This is a genomic window from Allosphingosinicella sp., from assembly GCF_035626655.1.
Taxonomy (GTDB): Bacteria; Pseudomonadota; Alphaproteobacteria; order Sphingomonadales; family Sphingomonadaceae; genus Allosphingosinicella.
Window position 1 is genome coordinate 88542 of record NZ_DASPNF010000019.1, and the last position, 14405, is coordinate 102946.

The following is a 14405-nucleotide window of genomic DNA, read 5'->3' on the forward strand; positions in this document are numbered from 1 at the left end:
TCGGCCGGCCAGCCTGCGCCCATCGGGCGACAGGACTGACGTCACGGCACAATGGTACCGTGACGGCCTGCCCTGCCTACCTCTCCCATTTCCTGATCAGGGCCTCGCACTCGGCGATCCGCGCCTCGAGCACGTCCCGCCACTCCTGCGTGCGCTCATGGCCATGCTCCCACATCCGGATCGAGCCCGCCTCGACGGTCCGCCGGAACACCGACCATTCGTCGTGCAGCCGTTTCGCCCAGGGCAGGAAATCGGCGAGCGGGTCCGGCGCGTTGGGGAATGTCTCCGGCGCCTCCGCGGGCGCGGACGGTTCGGGCATATATGGAGCGGTCGGCCTGCGCATCCCGGTCCCCTTTTGCTGCGGCCCCTTTCATAGCGCCGCCGCCCGGGCCTGCGCCAGACGGATGAAACCCCGTATCCAGCCCCTTCCCCGTCATTGCGAGGACCCCGGCATAGGCCGGGGGACGCGGCAACCCAGCGGACCGCAGAGGCAGCACTGGTTTGCCGCGCTCCGCTCGCAATGACGAGACTCCCTCCAGAACGGATCAATCTCCCCGCCGCCGCAGCCTTGCAATGTAGGAGTTCGTATCGTCTAGGCTGGTCGATGGACGAGGAACCCGACTGGGCCGCGGACGACCCCGAAATCGCCGCACTGCTGAACTTCACGCCGGTGGTCCGCAAGACCGTCCGCCACGACGGCTGGCACCCGCACATCCAGCGCGGCTTCATCGCCTGGCTCGCGGTCAGGGGAAAGGTTCCGGTCGCCGCCCGCGCCGTCGGCAAAAGGGAGAGCGGCGCCTGGTCGCTGCGCAATTCCGACGAGCCGGGCGAGTTCACCGCCGCGTGGGACCGGGCGCTCGCGCTTTACCACATGCGCCGCGTTGCCGCCGATCCGCCGCCCCTCCTGCGCGCGCCCGTCCGTCCCGATCCGCCCCGCCCCGAACCGCGCCACCCGCGCGAGCTGCGCGAGGCCCGTGCCCGCCAGGCCGCGAACGAACCCGACCTCGACGAGGCGGAGAAGAACGGGCTGCTCGACGAGATCTTCAGGCGCTATCTGATCAAGCTCCAGGCCGAGCGCATCTCCCGGCTGGAGGGGCGGATCGTCGAGGCGGATTATTATGTCCGCCAGCTCACCTTCATCGAGCTCATCCTCGACATTGGCGGCCGCACCCGGGAGCTGCTCGCCGCCCTCAGCCCGAAAGGCGTCGACCTGCTCCAGGTCAGCGCCACGCCCGGCAGCGTCCTGCTCGAGAAGCGCCGCCGCGCCCTCTGGCAGGAAAGAGGCGAAGCCGACCGCCCGCCCCCGGCCCCGCTCGGCCGGCACAACGAGCGCTTCGCCACCGGCCGCGACGATTACGATCCTGAGCGGGACGGGGACCGGAAGGAGTGGGAGCGGCGACGGGAGGAGCAGCGCCGGCTGGCGGCCGAGGCGCAGCGCGAGTGGGAGGACAGGGCCCGGCGGGAGGCCGGGGCGCCCGGTAACGACAACGACCCGGACCCGGCGCCATGAACTTCTACGTCCCCGACCCGCGGCTCAACGAACAGGCCGACCTGCTCCTGCTGATGATCGAGGAGCGCCTCGCCGCGCACGGCCGCGCCTTCACGGCGCGCCGCATCCGGGCGCTGGTCTGGGACGATGGCGAGCAGGATGAAATCATCCTCGTCGGGGCCAGCGTCCGCGATTGTCAGGATGGCCGGGACTGTCCGGTGCTGCTCATCCTCGAGGATGCGGACGAGCCGGACCTCGTCCACGTCGTCACGCTCTGCGACATGCTGACGGAAAAGGCGCCCCGCATGATCCGGCTCGACCCGCTCTGGCGGATCGTGGACTTCGACGACAGCGAAGGCACCGCCAGCGGCGCCCGCCGGGTGCGGGCGTGATGACATCCGACGAGGCCAGCTTTCGCCGCACCGCGGCAACGTTCCGCGGCCTGATCCGGCTGCAACTCGAAAGGCTCGGCCGCCCGGTCACCGACCGCCGCATCAAAGGCATTGTCTGGTGGGACCAAGACGACGAGGAGCCGGAGCCCTATTTCACCGTCGGCGAGGACCTGCCGAATGGGGCGAAAGGCGATCCGGTGCTCGCCATCCTCGAGTCCGCCCGCTTCGCCGACATGTATTTCGTCGGCACGGTCGGCCGGTTCCGGGCGGGGGAGCCACCGCAGGCGATCGCGCTGGGGAAATGGTGGCGGGTGGTGGAGTTTGACGCCTGAGCGCCGAGCCTAACGGCGCCGGCGCGCAGCGGCGCCGTTGTAGGCGAAGAGCCGCGAAAGGCCGGCCGACCGGCGCGCCAGTGACCGGATCGACGTCACGGACAATGGTCCGTGACGTCCTTTCCCCTCGCCTCAGGCCCACCTTCCCTCCAGCCAAACTTGGGCCTGCCCCGGCAGGGGCCGGGGTCAGCATACTCCGTCGACTCCGGAGAAGGAGGGTCCGCGGGCAATCGCGCTGGGGGAAGTCGTGGCCGGTGAGAGTCCTTCACGGCCTAACTAGATAAACGTCGGTAATAAATGTAAGTTGCAGCTCGCGAAGTCCTTGCGTCGTCATGCTCAGGCGACAGGGAGGCGAAGACGTCTTTGTACAGCTTGCGGATGTAAAACAGACCGCAGAACGCAGCGGCAGCGCAGACAGCCGTCAGCACCGAGGTCAGCAAATCAACGGATGGAGCCGCCTGACCTTGGCGAAAGACATGGAACCAAGCGGTGGCCCCAGCGATCAAAATGATGACGTAGATTGCCGCGACGACGAGAGCATCGTGAGTGGTCAGCTTCATCCCGGGCTTCATGTGCTCACCCCAGAATCTGAAATGTGGCTGGGTCGACATACCGCCAACGTGACCATCAGCAAACAACGGACTGAAACGAGCCACAAACCTGAAAGTGCTTATTGATCCGTTGCGGGTTGTGGCGGCACATCCCCCGCGCCGACAGGCCACCGGCTGCCTGCCGCCTTTGCCACCGCCGGCCGCCCCTGCTAGGGCGCGCCCGTACCCGCAGAAACGCCAAACATGACTGACCTGAAAAAACTCCGCAACTTCAGCATTATAGCTCACATCGATCATGGCAAGTCGACCCTCGCCGACCGGCTGATCCAGGCCACGGGCGGGCTCTCCGCGCGGGAGATGACGCACGGGCAGGTGCTCGACAATATGGAGCTCGAGCAGGAGCGGGGGATCACGATCAAGGCGCAGACGGTGCGGCTCGATTACCGCGCCGCGGACGGGCAGGATTATGTCCTGAACCTGATGGACACGCCGGGGCATGTCGACTTCGCCTATGAGGTCTCGCGCTCGCTGGCCGCCTGCGAGGGGGCGCTGCTGGTCGTCGATGCGGCGCAGGGGGTGGAGGCGCAGACCCTCGCCAACGTCTACCAGTCGATCGAGCACGACCATGAGATCGTGCCGGTGATCAACAAGATCGACCTGCCGGCGGCCGACGTCGAGAAGGTGCGGCGCGAGATCGAGGACATTGTCGGCCTGCCCGCGGACGACGCCGTGCTGACCAGCGCCAAGTCGGGCATCGGCATAAGCGAGGTGCTGGAGGCGATCGTGGCGCGGATCCCGCCGCCCAGAGGCGATCCCGCGGCGCCGCTCAAGGCGATGCTCGTCGACAGCTGGTACGACCCCTATCTCGGCGTCGTCATCCTGATCCGCGTGATCGACGGCAGCATCCGCAAGGGCCAGGAGATCGCCTTCATGCAGGCGGGCACGCGCCACCTGGTCGACCGGGTCGGCGTGTTCCGGCCGAAGATCGAGCAGATGGGCCAGCTCGGCCCCGGCGAGATCGGCTTCATCACCGCGCAGATCAAGGATATCGGCGAGACCAGGGTCGGCGACACGATCACCGACGCGAAGCGGCCGGCGGCCGCGGCGCTGCCGGGCTTCAAGGAGGTGCAGCCGGTGGTGTTCTGCGGGCTGTTCCCCGCCGACGCCAATGATTTCGAGAAGCTCCGGGATTCGCTCGCCAAGCTGCGGCTGAACGATGCCAGCTTCTCCTTCGAGATGGAGACCAGCGCCGCGCTCGGCTTCGGCTTCCGCTGCGGCTTTCTCGGCCTCTTGCACCTCGAGATCATCCAGGAGCGGCTGACCCGCGAGTACGACCTCGACCTGATCACCACCGCGCCGTCCGTCGTCTACGAGGTGCATCTCACCAAATCGAAGGACGCCACCGCCTCGGTCGGCTCGCAGCGCAAGGTGGGGACGGACGCGGCCGGGCTCGAGGTGATCGAGATCCACAATCCCGCCGACTGGCCGGACCAGAACCGCATCGCGGCGGTCGAGGAGCCGTGGATCGAGGCGACCATCTACGTGCCGGACGAGCATCTCGGGCCGATCCTCAAGCTCTGCCAGGACCGGCGCGGCATCCAGAAGAATCTGACCTATGTCGCGGGGCGGGCGCAGGTCACCTACGAGCTGCCGCTGAACGAGGTGGTGTTCGATTTCTACGACCGGCTGAAGAGCATCTCGCGCGGCTATGCGAGCTTCGACTATCACCAGATCGGCCACCGCGAGGGCGACCTCGTCAAGATGAACATCCTCGTCAATGCGGAGCCCGTCGACGCGCTGTCGATGATCGTCCACCGCGGCGCCGCGGAGGCCCGCGGCCGCCAGCTCTGCGAGCGGCTCAAGGACCTCATCCCCCGCCACATGTTCAAGGTCCCGATCCAGGCCGCGATCGGCGGCAAGATCATCGCCCGCGAAACCATCGCCGCCCTCCGCAAGGACGTCACCGCCAAATGCTACGGCGGCGACATCACCCGCAAGCGCAAGCTGCTGGAGAAGCAGAAGGAGGGGAAGAAGCGGATGAGAGAGTATGGCTCGGTCAGCATCCCGCAGGAGGCGTTTATCGCGGCGCTTCGGATGGGGGAGGAGTAGGGAGATTTCCCGGCAGCTTGCGCCACCGGCGCCTCTCACTACTGAGAAGCGTCGCTTGTCTCAACAAAGTTGCTATCGGCGCCAACCTGGCCCGCGATGAGCGTCGGGGCCGAAGGAAATGCTTAGTTTCCGAGAGTCTCTCCACTTCGTTGGAGCAAGCCGGCTTCCATTGCGGGCACAATCAGTCGACTTGGCCCTCGAGCCTTCTCACCCATAATCTCCACTCTATATTTGGCGCGGCTGACAGCCACGTAGAGTCGATTGTGGGCAGCATAGAGAAGAAAATTCTTGCTGCTTTCATTCTTGTCAATGCCGCTTGGCGGAACTCTCCCTGCATCTATCCCGACCAAGACAACGGCGGCGAATTCCAGACCACCTACATAGTCCGCATGCCCTATCACAAGCTGGCCCGATTGGCGCGCAGCTTCAACCGCCTGTAGGTCCCCTCGTCGCTTCAGGAGTACCACCGCCTTATTGCGTTCAGTAGCATAGCTATGAAGCTGGGCCACGATCACGGGATCAAGCGCCACCAATAATATGTCGCTTCGCCGGCATTCCATGTCTCGATGAAGGGCTTCAGCACGATCGAACGCCTCCTCAATCAGCGCTGCCTCGTTCGGCACCTCAATATAGACTGGTGGGCAGGCAAGCCTTTCGTCTTCTTCCGTGAAGCCGGATGACGCTGCTTCCATCGGGTTGTCAAAGTTAGTGAACAACGTGGCGCCGGATGTGAGAATGGAAAAGGAAAGATTCACAATGTCGGGAGAAGACCGAAAGACGGTGTTTACTTTCTGTCGAGCAATTCCGCCCCCGGCAGCATGCCCCTCCAGTGTTTCGGAGATTTCTTGGGAGGTCCAACCTCGGTCGCCCACAGCCTGAGACCGGTCCACGGAATATATGATGGGATAGGGGCCTTCTGATCTAGTAAAATAATGAAACAGGTGAAGTTCATTTATGTTGAACAGATGTGTTTCATCAATGAAAACGCCATCATATCCGTCACGAAGACGACGACGTCTCCAAATTGGCGTATCCAACTGGCCAATCGTTGTAAGCACGACATCGTCCGTGTCAAATTGCCCCGCGTCTCCTAATTGCTGCTGATATGCGCGGAAGATTGTAAATACATACCCCTTATCAGCGTCGTTTATTACAGGAAGTCCATAGGTTATCGATTTAGCCTTTTTGTAGTTATCAAAATTCTCCGCTGCGCGCCCCTTTATCAGTACACTGAACTCGTGCTGTAGCATTTCTACGATTTTCCAGCTGTCCTCTGTGCGTAGAAATTCAAGAAACTCCGCACTCAGGAATCGCGAGTGAGCCGAGAGATCGTCCCGGTTAGTGCGCTCTAGTGCCTCGCTAATATAGAGCAATTGGAGTTCTTTGGATTCCATCGCGTCTCGGTCGATAAATTCACTTTCGCTAATTGATTGGCGAAGGTGCTCTGCACATAACTCACTAAGCGTACAAACTTTGAGGGAGTGCAAAGATAGGGTCCTGTCGGCATCGACAAAGCCATCGGAATCCATCACCGACAGTACCTCATGGACTGCGCGCTTTGTTGCGTCGCTATGGGTGATGAATACGACGTGGCTGGCCCATCCCTCCTGTTTTGCAAACCTAAGGGCATGAACCGCCTTAAGCATGAGACAGAGTGTTTTGCCGGTGCCCGCGGCCCCTTCAATTCGCACGGGTCCCGAGATTCCGGCCTGGACAAACTTGAGTTGCTGGGTGGTAAGAAGGGGAAGCCAGTCCTCATACCTGCGATAAAGGGATCCCGAGAATCCGTCCTCTCTGAGTTCCGTAACCTGCAACTGCTCGGTTCCGGCGCTGCGCTCCGCCGGCGTATGCGCCTCTCGGACCATTTTTCGAACGTCGTTAACCGCGTCGTAAGCCTTACGAAAATTGGTGAGACCAGCCTCCTCTCGCTTGGCGTCCCCTTGTTCCTGACCAGACTTGTAGAGAAGCAGGAAGCGACCTGCATGTCCCCTCTTGCTCAAGCGATCCGCCATCGGTTCGCGCTCAATTACAAGTTTGTACGGGGTTGGTCTGTATGCGCGGAAAGGAAACAAAACTGCTTTAGTAGAGCCACTAATCATCAATTCCGAAAACGTAAACGACATTCCCTGCCACAGCTTCTTGGCAAACCGCACGGATTTCTGAAATGCCATCAAAGCCTCAGTTTCCGTGAGACCTGTGAACATCGCAGATTGCTCAATATCGATTACAAAAAAACGCGCATCATTAGGCACTTCAGTACCGGTTATAAATAGGCCGTCTCCAATCCAGGTGAGAACGAGATTTGGGGAAAGTGTGGCGGTCTTAATTCCGCCTGTTATTAGCAATGTAAGTGATTTCCCGTGCTCAAAGTCAACGGATTGAAGTAGTCTGTTCGAGACAATTTCATCAACCGCGCTCATTTCAATTGAGATATATCTCATTGCTTAACCCCCTCGGGCATAAAGGCGCAGATTTCGTCGATATATTCTTGTCGGTAATCTCTTAGACCAATCCGGCCAAAGAGATTAGAGAGAGCCTGCATGATGTGCTCAATCTGCGGGGACGGCACCTCACCGACGGGCATGGCAAATTTATTGCACGCAAAGCTAAGGTGCTGCGTCGCCTGCGCTACCTCACCATACAGTTCGCTTTCCTCAACGCCCGACGCAACACGCTGACCTAGAGAGCTGGGGAGGCGCGATACTTCTCGCAAGAGTGCCACATATCCGAGCGGCGCCTCATCATGATGCACCCTCGGTAAGAAATAATAACCTAGAAGTGCGCCGGCCAGAAGCTCGCGGAGAAGGCCAGACTTCAGACCTGAGAAATTGGCGCACAGAAACTCCAGCAGGGTTTCCGGTCCGTCTGTCGGGTTGTGAAGCGCCTCACATAAGTCGACCGACGCTGCAAATTTCGGCTCAGCTTTACTGAGCGCTCTAGGAGCGTCGGGTGCTCGGTAGATCCTCTCTAGGATCGCTCTCGGGCTTTGAGCAAATAGAAGACTCTGAGGAAGACCGGCGGCTCGTAATGAACTTGATAGGCGGCCATCGACATCCCTTCGGGCTCTATCGAGCAGCACTTGCAAGCCATCGCAATGAAGCCACGCAGTTAGCGGCACGATTGGGACATAATTCAGGACAGGCGCCTTATCTTGAGCGACATCACACCGAGCTGTAATGACCAACCCGTATGCGGGATCATTCGGATATCGCTCCGCGAGGGCACATGAAAAAATGACCCCTTGCGTGAGTTTTCCAAGAATGGGTTCAAGGAGATTTATCAAACAGAAGCCCCGCGTCTCAATGGCGCGAATCGTAGGTGGCGCATCAATATTAGTCTAGCGGCCGCAGACCGTCCGGATCGGCGCGGCTCTCCGACTACGACGAACCATCGCTGTCGCGTCGGCGCTCGTAATCCCGCCGCGCCTCCGAACGCTTGAGAGGTGCGGAGTTCAGTGCCCTGTCGTTGGAACCCGGGGGCCGCCGCGGGACCATTGTCCCGTGACGTCAGTCCTGTCACCCGTCGGGCGCAGGCTGGCCGGCCGAGCCCGGCTCTTCGCCTATGAGGCCGCGCCGCTATCGCGTCGGGCCTCATAGTCTCGGCGGGCCTCGGCTCAAAGGCTGGGACAGTTCACGCGTCTGCGTGTTTCCGGCGAGGCATCGGCAGCCATCACGGAGTGAATCCGTGACGTCGGTCCTGTCGCCCTCGAGGGCGCAGGCCGTCCGGCTCGGCCCGGCTCTCCGATTACGATGCGGCGTCGCTGTCGCGTCGGCGCTCGTAATCTTGGCGCGCCAGCGCTTCCCACTTCACCTGAGCCTCCGCATCCCGCTCCATCTGCTCCGTAATCTCCCGCCTTTTCTCCTCATGCCCCGGCCGCAGCCCGGGGTCGTTCTCGCCATATTCGGTGGCGAAGCCGTCATGCTCCTGGAGCAGATGGTGGGGCGGGACGTCCGGGCGGGGCGGGTCGCCCTGCCGGATCCAGTAGAGGTGGCGGGCCTTGTCGAGCAGCCGCGACATATTGGTCTCGGCGATGCGGAGCAGGTCGTGGCCGTCGAGGCGGGCCTCGCTGAGGATGGCCATGCCGTCGCCCTGGGTGACCACGTCCACCGCGACCTCGATATGGGTGAGCTGGCGCAGGTAGAAATCGGCGGCGACGATCTCGCCGCGCAGGCGCGCCTCGCGCTCGGCCTTCAGCTTGCGATAATATTTGACGAGAAGCACGCGGAGCAGCTCCTTGCGGTCCCTTTCCTCCTCTTCCGGGGTCTTCGCGCCCTTCCCGGCGGGGGCGGGCAAGGCGCGCCGGCGCGTCGCCGCGCCGGACCAGGCCGCGGGCACGGGCGCGTGGCGATGGCCGGCATAGCTGGCGGCGGCGAGCAGGCCTTCGGAGAGGCGGCGGCCCTGCTCCTCCCCGAAGAAGGCCATGGCCTTCGCGCAGGCGGCGAGGAAGCCTTCATTGCCCTTCGCCTTCTTCAGCTGGGTGACGCCGTACGGGGCCTTGCCGACGGCATGGGCGGCCTGGCGCTCCGAGCCGGTGAGGGCCAGGGCGGCGACGTAGAAGCGCTGGACTTCGGGGGTCCAGCCGTCGGCGCGCGGCTGCTTGCGCGGGACGGGCTTGAAGTCGACCAGGTCGCGGAACGTGGCGTAGAGCTCGTCGCCGATGCGGCCGCGGGCGGCGCAGCGGTCGCAGATGACGGGGATGGGTTCAGGCATCGGGGCGCTCCTTTCGGGGGCGAAGGGAGCGAGTCAGGAATAGCTTATTATCCTACATTGCAAGGCGGGGATTGGTCGGGATTGGAGGGATTGGGCCTGGGGGTGAGATGTGCACTCGACCGTCATTGCGAGCGGAGCGAAGCAAGCCAGATTGCTTCCGGGGCTCACTGGATTGCTTCGTCCCCCGGCTTTCGCCGGGCTCCTCGCAATGACGAGATAGGGGCCGTCACGAAGTAAATTCGTGACGTTGGTCCTGTCGCCCCGGGACGAGTCCCGGAGCGCAGGCCGTCCGGCTTCGCCCGGCTCTACGCCGATGAACGGCGGCGCTGCACGCCGGCGCTCATCGGCTCGGCGGGCTCAGCGCCACCGCCGCCCGGTATACCAGCACACCCGCCGCCTTGCGCCGTAGCGCCAGCGCCACTGGCACACCCGGTGGCGGCCGCGGTTCCAGCCGTGGTGGCGGCCGCGGTTCCAGCTGCGGTTGTAGCCGTAGCGGCCGCGATGGCCCCGCCAGCGGTCGCGGCGGCTGCGCTGGCCGCGCCAGCGGCGGTCGCGGCGGTCGTCGCGATCCCAGCGGTCGCCGCGCTGGTCGGCGGTGGCGGCGGCCGCAGTCGCGGCGGCCGGCGCGCTGGCCGCGGCCAGGCCGGTGCAGGCGATGGCGGCGGCGATGGCAAGCTTCAGGATCCTCATCGGGTCAATCTCCCTGATCGCATCATTTCCCTGACGGGGGCGCAACGAGCGGCGGGGCCGGCGGGTCCATGGTCAAGGCCATTGTTTTCGCGGGGGCCCGTTTTCCTGCCGTCACGCCTGTGGCAGACTGGGCCGCGGGAAATGAACGGAGCATGGCCATGACGGGACTCGAAGGGGGTTGCGCGTGCGGCGGCGTGCGCTACCGGCTCAACGACGCGCCGATGTTCGTCCATTGCTGCCATTGCACCTGCTGCCAGACCGAGACGGGGTCGGCCTTCGTGCTCAACGCCTTGCTCGAGAGCGAGCGGGTCGAGACATTGCAGGGCGCGCCGGAGCCGGTGCTGACTCCCTCGGAAAGCGGGCGCGGGCAGCAGGTCTGGCGCTGCCCGGACTGCAAGGTGGCGCTCTGGAGCAATTATGGCGGGGCGGTGGACGTGCTCCGCTTCGTCCGGATCGGCACGCTCGACGCGCCCGCTTCGCTGCCGCCCGACGTCCATATCTACACGCGCTCGAAGCTGCCATGGGTACAGCTGCCGGACGGCGTGCCCGCCTTCGAGGCCTATTATGACAGCGCCGCGCTCTGGCCGGCGGCGAGCCTCGAGCGGCGGGCGGCGGCGATGGCGAAACTGGCGGTCAGGCCGCCGAACCCCGCAGCCTGAACAGCAGCAGCCAGAGCGGGATCGTCGCCATCCCGACCGGCGCGTAGAGCGGCACGAAAAAGCTGAGCGCGAGCGCGGTGATTGCCCCGAACAGGACGGCGAGGCTGCGGCGCGGGACCGTCGCGGCCTCCGTCTCGCTCACCCCGTCGGCGCGCATCGCCGGGCCGGTCGCGATACGGTTGACCCTGAGGTTGAGCAGGGCGGTCAGCACCAGCCAGGACCAGTAGAAGACGGCGGGGCCGACCTTGCCGTAATTGCCGCTCATGAAGCCGGTGACGAAGGGCATGAAGGCGATCGTGCCGAGCAGCAGCAGGTTCCAGACGAGGATGCCGGGGCCGAGCCGGGCGGCGAGGCTGAAGGCGCGGTGGTGGCCGGACCAGAAGGCGCCGATCACCGCGAAGCTGATCACGAAGCCGATGAAGCTCGGGATCAGCCGGGCCAGCGCCTCCAGCGTCGGGCGGGCGCCGTCCTGCTCCAGATGCGGCGGGTGGATCTCGATGACCAGCAGGGTGATCGCGATCGCGAACACCGCGTCCGAGAAGAAGACCAGCCGCTCCAGCGGATGATCGGTCTTGCCGCCTGCCATGAGCTTTCCCCCCAATGCCCCGGGGGCGAGCCTATCCGGCGCGCGGGCGATCAGGCAAGGGCGTCGGCGAGCCAGGAGGGAATCAGCGCGTCCGCCAGATCGTCGGTGCGGCGATGCTCGACCGCCAGGCCGAGGTCCGGATAGTGGATGCGGGCCCGGGGGCCGGGCGCGTCGGCGGGGACCACGACCAGCCGGCGGTTGACCTTGTTCCGCCAGTTCATCCGCGCCGTATTCTCCTGGCCGACATAGCAGCCCTTGCCGAAGCTGACGCCCTGCAATTCGGCGGCATTGCATTCGAGCCAGAGCGTCTTGTCGCTGCCGAGCTCCGCGATCCCTTCGGTGACGCCGAGGCGAAGACGGTGCTCCAACCAGCCGGCAGCGGCGTCGCCGGCCGGGGCGAGCCAGCGTTTGCCGAGTTCCGGCAGCCGTGGATCGGGCACCCCTTCGTCCGGCGCTCCGGCCTTCGCCGGAGCACGCCAGTGCACCGCGAGGCTCGCCTCGGGGGCGATGCTGATCTGCCTGCGCAGGCGATAGAGGGAGAGGCGGCGGGCGAGCGCCCCGGCCTGGTCGGCCTCGCAATCGATGAGGATGTCATCGGCACGGTCGGGACCTTCGGGCGCCCAGAGGATGAAGTCGAACAGGGCCTTGCCCTGCGCGGTGAGCAAACCGGCCCAGAGCGGCTTGTCCGGCGCCAGCAAGGCGACGTCGTTCGTGACCAGCCCCTGCAGGAAGCCGGTCACATCCTCGCCGGACAGACGGAGCAAGGCGCGTTCGGGAAGGGTGGTGCCGGCCATATACTCCAGTTAGGGAGTCGGCGTGACCGCGCCAACCCGCCTGACGATCCGCCGCCCCGACGACTGGCACGTGCATCTGCGCGACGGCGACATGCTGGAGGCGGTGGCATCCTATACCGCGCGCCAGTTCGCCCGCGCCATCGTGATGCCGAACCTGGCGCCGCCGATCATCAGCGTCGCCTCCGCCGAGGCCTATCGCACCCGCATTCTCTCCGCTCTGCCGACCGGGTCGGACTTCACGCCCTTGATGACCTGCTATCTGATCGACCGCGCCGAGCCGGCCGAGCTGGTGCGCGGCTTCGAGAGCGGCGCCTGGGCGGCGGCCAAGCTCTATCCCGCCCATGCGACGACCAACAGCGCTTATGGCGTCACCGAGATCAGGACGCTCCGCCCGGCGCTGGAGGCGATGCAGAGGATCGGCATGCCCCTGCTCGTCCATGGCGAGGTCACCGACCCGGAGGTGGATATTTTCGACCGCGAGGCCGTGTTCATCGAGCGCGTGCTGGCCGGCGTGGTGCGCGATTTCCCGGCGCTGAAGATCGTGTTCGAGCATATCACCACGGCGGAGGCGGTCGCCTTCGTCGAGGGCGCCGGCCCGAATGTCGCCGCGACGGTGACTCCCCAGCATCTGCTCCTCAACCGCAACGCGATCTTCGCGGACGGGATCCGGCCGCATGCTTATTGCCTGCCCGTCGCGAAGCGCGAGCGGCACCGGTTGGCAGTCCGGCGGGCGGCGGTGTCGGGCTCGCCCAAATTCTTCCTCGGCACGGACAGCGCGCCGCACGCCGTGGAGAAGAAGGAGGGGGCCTGCGGCTGCGCCGGCATCTTCAACGCGCCCTATGCGCTGGAGGCCTATGCCGGCGTGTTCGAGGCGGAGGACGCGCTCGACCGGCTCGAGGGCTTCGCCTCCGAGCACGGGCCGCGTTTCTACGGGCTGCCGCTCAACGAGGGGACGGTGACGCTGGAGCGGTCCGGGACCGTCGTGCCGGACCGCCTGCCCGCCGCCGGCACCAGCCTTATCCCCTTTCAGGCCGGCGAGACGCTGAGCTGGCGGTTCGTCGCCTGACCCTTGTGCTCCTGCGAAGGCAGGAGCCCTGGCCACCTGGCCGGACGAAACTCGCAACGCTCCTGCCTTCGCAGGAGCACAAGGAGCGAGACCCGTTTTGAGGCGCTAGCGAGCGGCGCAGGGCCGCGCCGGCTGCAGCCAGGCGCGGCGGCCGGGATAATCGAGGACCAGGCGGCCCTGGCCGAACAAATTGGTGCCGGCGATGCCGTCGATCCTGGTTCCGGCCTCGCGGGCGACGCGGTCGACCAAAGGTGCGACGATCAGGGCGATCCGGCGGGCCGGGGCGCTGCCGACCGCGACCTCGGCGCGGCCGTGCCAGGCCCCGCCCTCCTCACCGCCGGCGCCCGTGAGCGAGGTGGGCCCGCCGGTCGCGACCGCCGCCGCGGCCGCGGCGCCGGGCGAGAGGATGGTGTGGCCGGCGCCGGTGTCGAGCACGAGCTGATAGGGGCCGCGGCCGTTGATGCGGGCCCGGACCAGGATCACCGGCCGGACCGGCGCGATCGTGAAGGCCGCGGTCGGCGGTGCATTGGGCGCTGCCGCCTCGAGGTCGACGTTGCGGCAGGCATAGTCGATCGCGATCACCCGGCCGCGGAGAAAGTCATGGCCGACGATTCCGTCGATCCGGACGCCGAAGGCGCGCGAGACGATGTCGATCGCCTCCGTGACGCCGACAGTCGGATTGGCGACGCGCACCGGGCCGAGCGCGAGCCGCGGCAGCGAATAGCGGTCCAGCCGGACGGGACCGCCCACCGCCGCGCGCGAGATGAACGGCTCGCCTCCGGCCGGACGGGCGCCGGCGCGCTCGGCCGCGCCCTGCGACAGGGCGATGGTGAAGGGCGCGACATAACCGGTATCGAGCAGCAGCGTGAACGGGCCGCGCCCGCCGAGCTCGCCCTCGATCAGGATGTGCTGCGAGCCCGCATGCGGCGTGCGGAACGGAATCTGCGCGAGCGCCGGCGCCGCGCTGGCCAGCAGCAGCGCAAGCGCGGCGACGCGCCGGATTGCGGGCAACCGGCGGGGCTTGCGC

General features: G+C 65.4%; 15 protein-coding genes. 6 read left to right on the forward strand and 9 right to left on the reverse strand.

Annotated elements, in window-relative coordinates:
- Nucleotides 1–76 precede the first annotated feature (76 nt).
- On the reverse strand, nt 77–319 hold the full coding sequence (locus VEC11_RS15125; RefSeq protein WP_464133282.1) for a hypothetical protein: 243 nt from the start codon (nt 317–319) through the stop codon (nt 77–79).
- Nucleotides 320–604: 285 nt separating this feature from the next.
- On the opposite strand from VEC11_RS15125, the gene VEC11_RS15130 reads away from it, so the two are divergent.
- The 3 genes from VEC11_RS15130 to VEC11_RS15140 are packed head-to-tail and all read left to right on the forward strand — an operon-like array spanning nt 605 to nt 2213.
- Nucleotides 605–1510, forward strand: coding sequence for a hypothetical protein (locus VEC11_RS15130; protein ID WP_464133288.1), 906 nt, complete (start codon nt 605–607; stop codon nt 1508–1510).
- Nucleotides 1507–1881, forward strand: a complete 375-nt coding sequence (locus tag VEC11_RS15135) for a hypothetical protein (protein WP_464133294.1) — start codon at nt 1507–1509, stop codon at nt 1879–1881. Before VEC11_RS15130 ends, VEC11_RS15135 begins: the two co-directional genes overlap by 4 nt.
- Nucleotides 1881–2213: a hypothetical protein gene (locus VEC11_RS15140; protein WP_464133299.1), complete on the forward strand. Its 333-nt coding sequence runs from the start codon at nt 1881–1883 to the stop codon at nt 2211–2213. Before VEC11_RS15135 ends, VEC11_RS15140 begins: the two co-directional genes overlap by 1 nt.
- Before the next feature lie 272 nt (nt 2214–2485).
- On the opposite strand, the gene VEC11_RS15145 is transcribed toward VEC11_RS15140, so the two are convergent.
- Nucleotides 2486–2773 carry a hypothetical protein gene (locus tag VEC11_RS15145; RefSeq protein ID WP_464133308.1) on the reverse strand — a complete coding sequence of 96 codons (288 nt, stop codon included), beginning with the start codon at nt 2771–2773 and terminating at the stop codon, nt 2486–2488.
- Nucleotides 2774–3007: 234 nt separating this feature from the next.
- Here VEC11_RS15145 and lepA point away from each other — a divergent pair, with 234 nt between their 5' ends.
- Nucleotides 3008–4873: a translation elongation factor 4 gene (gene lepA, locus VEC11_RS15150; RefSeq protein WP_464133313.1), complete on the forward strand. Its 1866-nt coding sequence runs from the start codon at nt 3008–3010 to the stop codon at nt 4871–4873.
- A gap of 122 nt (nt 4874–4995) precedes the next feature.
- Here lepA and VEC11_RS15155 read toward each other — a convergent pair whose 3' ends face one another.
- From VEC11_RS15155 to VEC11_RS15170, 4 genes are all read right to left on the reverse strand, one after another.
- The gene (locus tag VEC11_RS15155; protein WP_464133317.1) at nt 4996–7293 is read right to left on the reverse strand and encodes a UvrD-helicase domain-containing protein; all 2298 of its coding nucleotides are present in this window, start codon (nt 7291–7293) and stop codon (nt 4996–4998) included.
- 17 nt (nt 7294–7310) lie between these two features.
- Nucleotides 7311–7958, reverse strand: coding sequence for a hypothetical protein (locus tag VEC11_RS15160; RefSeq protein WP_464133321.1), 648 nt, complete (start codon nt 7956–7958; stop codon nt 7311–7313).
- A 659-nt stretch (nt 7959–8617) separates the two neighbouring features.
- Nucleotides 8618–9583, reverse strand: coding sequence for a hypothetical protein (locus VEC11_RS15165; protein WP_464133326.1), 966 nt, complete (start codon nt 9581–9583; stop codon nt 8618–8620).
- A gap of 357 nt (nt 9584–9940) precedes the next feature.
- The gene (locus tag VEC11_RS15170) at nt 9941–10273 is read right to left on the reverse strand and encodes a hypothetical protein (RefSeq protein WP_464133331.1); all 333 of its coding nucleotides are present in this window, start codon (nt 10271–10273) and stop codon (nt 9941–9943) included.
- 158 nt (nt 10274–10431) lie between these two features.
- Between VEC11_RS15170 and VEC11_RS15175 the strand changes: the two genes are divergently transcribed.
- Entirely contained in the window at nt 10432–10932 is a 501-nt protein-coding gene (locus tag VEC11_RS15175) for a GFA family protein (RefSeq protein ID WP_464133336.1), read from the forward strand.
- Here VEC11_RS15175 and VEC11_RS15180 read toward each other — a convergent pair.
- The gene (locus VEC11_RS15180; RefSeq protein ID WP_464133340.1) at nt 10907–11518 is read right to left on the reverse strand and encodes a TMEM175 family protein; all 612 of its coding nucleotides are present in this window, start codon (nt 11516–11518) and stop codon (nt 10907–10909) included. The two genes, VEC11_RS15175 and VEC11_RS15180, sit on opposite strands and share 26 nt — an antisense overlap.
- 50 nt (nt 11519–11568) lie before the next feature.
- Complete coding sequence (gene ygfZ, locus VEC11_RS15185; protein ID WP_464133346.1) at nt 11569–12312, reverse strand: CAF17-like 4Fe-4S cluster assembly/insertion protein YgfZ; 744 nt, start codon at nt 12310–12312, stop codon at nt 11569–11571.
- A 22-nt stretch (nt 12313–12334) separates the two neighbouring features.
- Between ygfZ and pyrC the strand changes: the two genes are divergently transcribed.
- Entirely contained in the window at nt 12335–13378 is a 1044-nt protein-coding gene (gene pyrC, locus VEC11_RS15190) for a dihydroorotase (protein WP_464133351.1), read from the forward strand.
- A 105-nt stretch (nt 13379–13483) separates the two neighbouring features.
- On the opposite strand, the gene VEC11_RS15195 is transcribed toward pyrC, so the two are convergent.
- Nucleotides 13484–14389: a retropepsin-like aspartic protease gene (locus tag VEC11_RS15195; protein WP_464133356.1), complete on the reverse strand. Its 906-nt coding sequence runs from the start codon at nt 14387–14389 to the stop codon at nt 13484–13486.
- Nucleotides 14390–14405: the final 16 nt, after the last annotated feature.

Excerpts from the sequence above, each read along its gene's own strand:
- VEC11_RS15125 (WP_464133282.1), bottom strand. The coding sequence starts at position 319 with ATGCCCGAACCGTCCGCGCCCGCGGAGGCGCCGGAGACATTCCCCAAC.
- VEC11_RS15130 (WP_464133288.1), top strand. The coding sequence starts at position 605 with ATGGACGAGGAACCCGACTGGGCCGCGGACGACCCCGAAATCGCCGCA.
- VEC11_RS15135 (WP_464133294.1), top strand. The coding sequence starts at position 1,507 with ATGAACTTCTACGTCCCCGACCCGCGGCTCAACGAACAGGCCGACCTG.
- VEC11_RS15140 (WP_464133299.1), top strand. The coding sequence starts at position 1,881 with ATGACATCCGACGAGGCCAGCTTTCGCCGCACCGCGGCAACGTTCCGC.
- VEC11_RS15145 (WP_464133308.1), bottom strand. The coding sequence starts at position 2,773 with ATGAAGCTGACCACTCACGATGCTCTCGTCGTCGCGGCAATCTACGTC.
- lepA (WP_464133313.1), top strand. The coding sequence starts at position 3,008 with ATGACTGACCTGAAAAAACTCCGCAACTTCAGCATTATAGCTCACATC.
- VEC11_RS15155 (WP_464133317.1), bottom strand. The coding sequence starts at position 7,293 with ATGAGCGCGGTTGATGAAATTGTCTCGAACAGACTACTTCAATCCGTT.
- VEC11_RS15165 (WP_464133326.1), bottom strand. The coding sequence starts at position 9,583 with ATGCCTGAACCCATCCCCGTCATCTGCGACCGCTGCGCCGCCCGCGGC.
- VEC11_RS15170 (WP_464133331.1), bottom strand. The coding sequence starts at position 10,273 with ATGAGGATCCTGAAGCTTGCCATCGCCGCCGCCATCGCCTGCACCGGC.
- VEC11_RS15175 (WP_464133336.1), top strand. The coding sequence starts at position 10,432 with ATGACGGGACTCGAAGGGGGTTGCGCGTGCGGCGGCGTGCGCTACCGG.
- VEC11_RS15180 (WP_464133340.1), bottom strand. The coding sequence starts at position 11,518 with ATGGCAGGCGGCAAGACCGATCATCCGCTGGAGCGGCTGGTCTTCTTC.
- ygfZ (WP_464133346.1), bottom strand. The coding sequence starts at position 12,312 with ATGGCCGGCACCACCCTTCCCGAACGCGCCTTGCTCCGTCTGTCCGGC.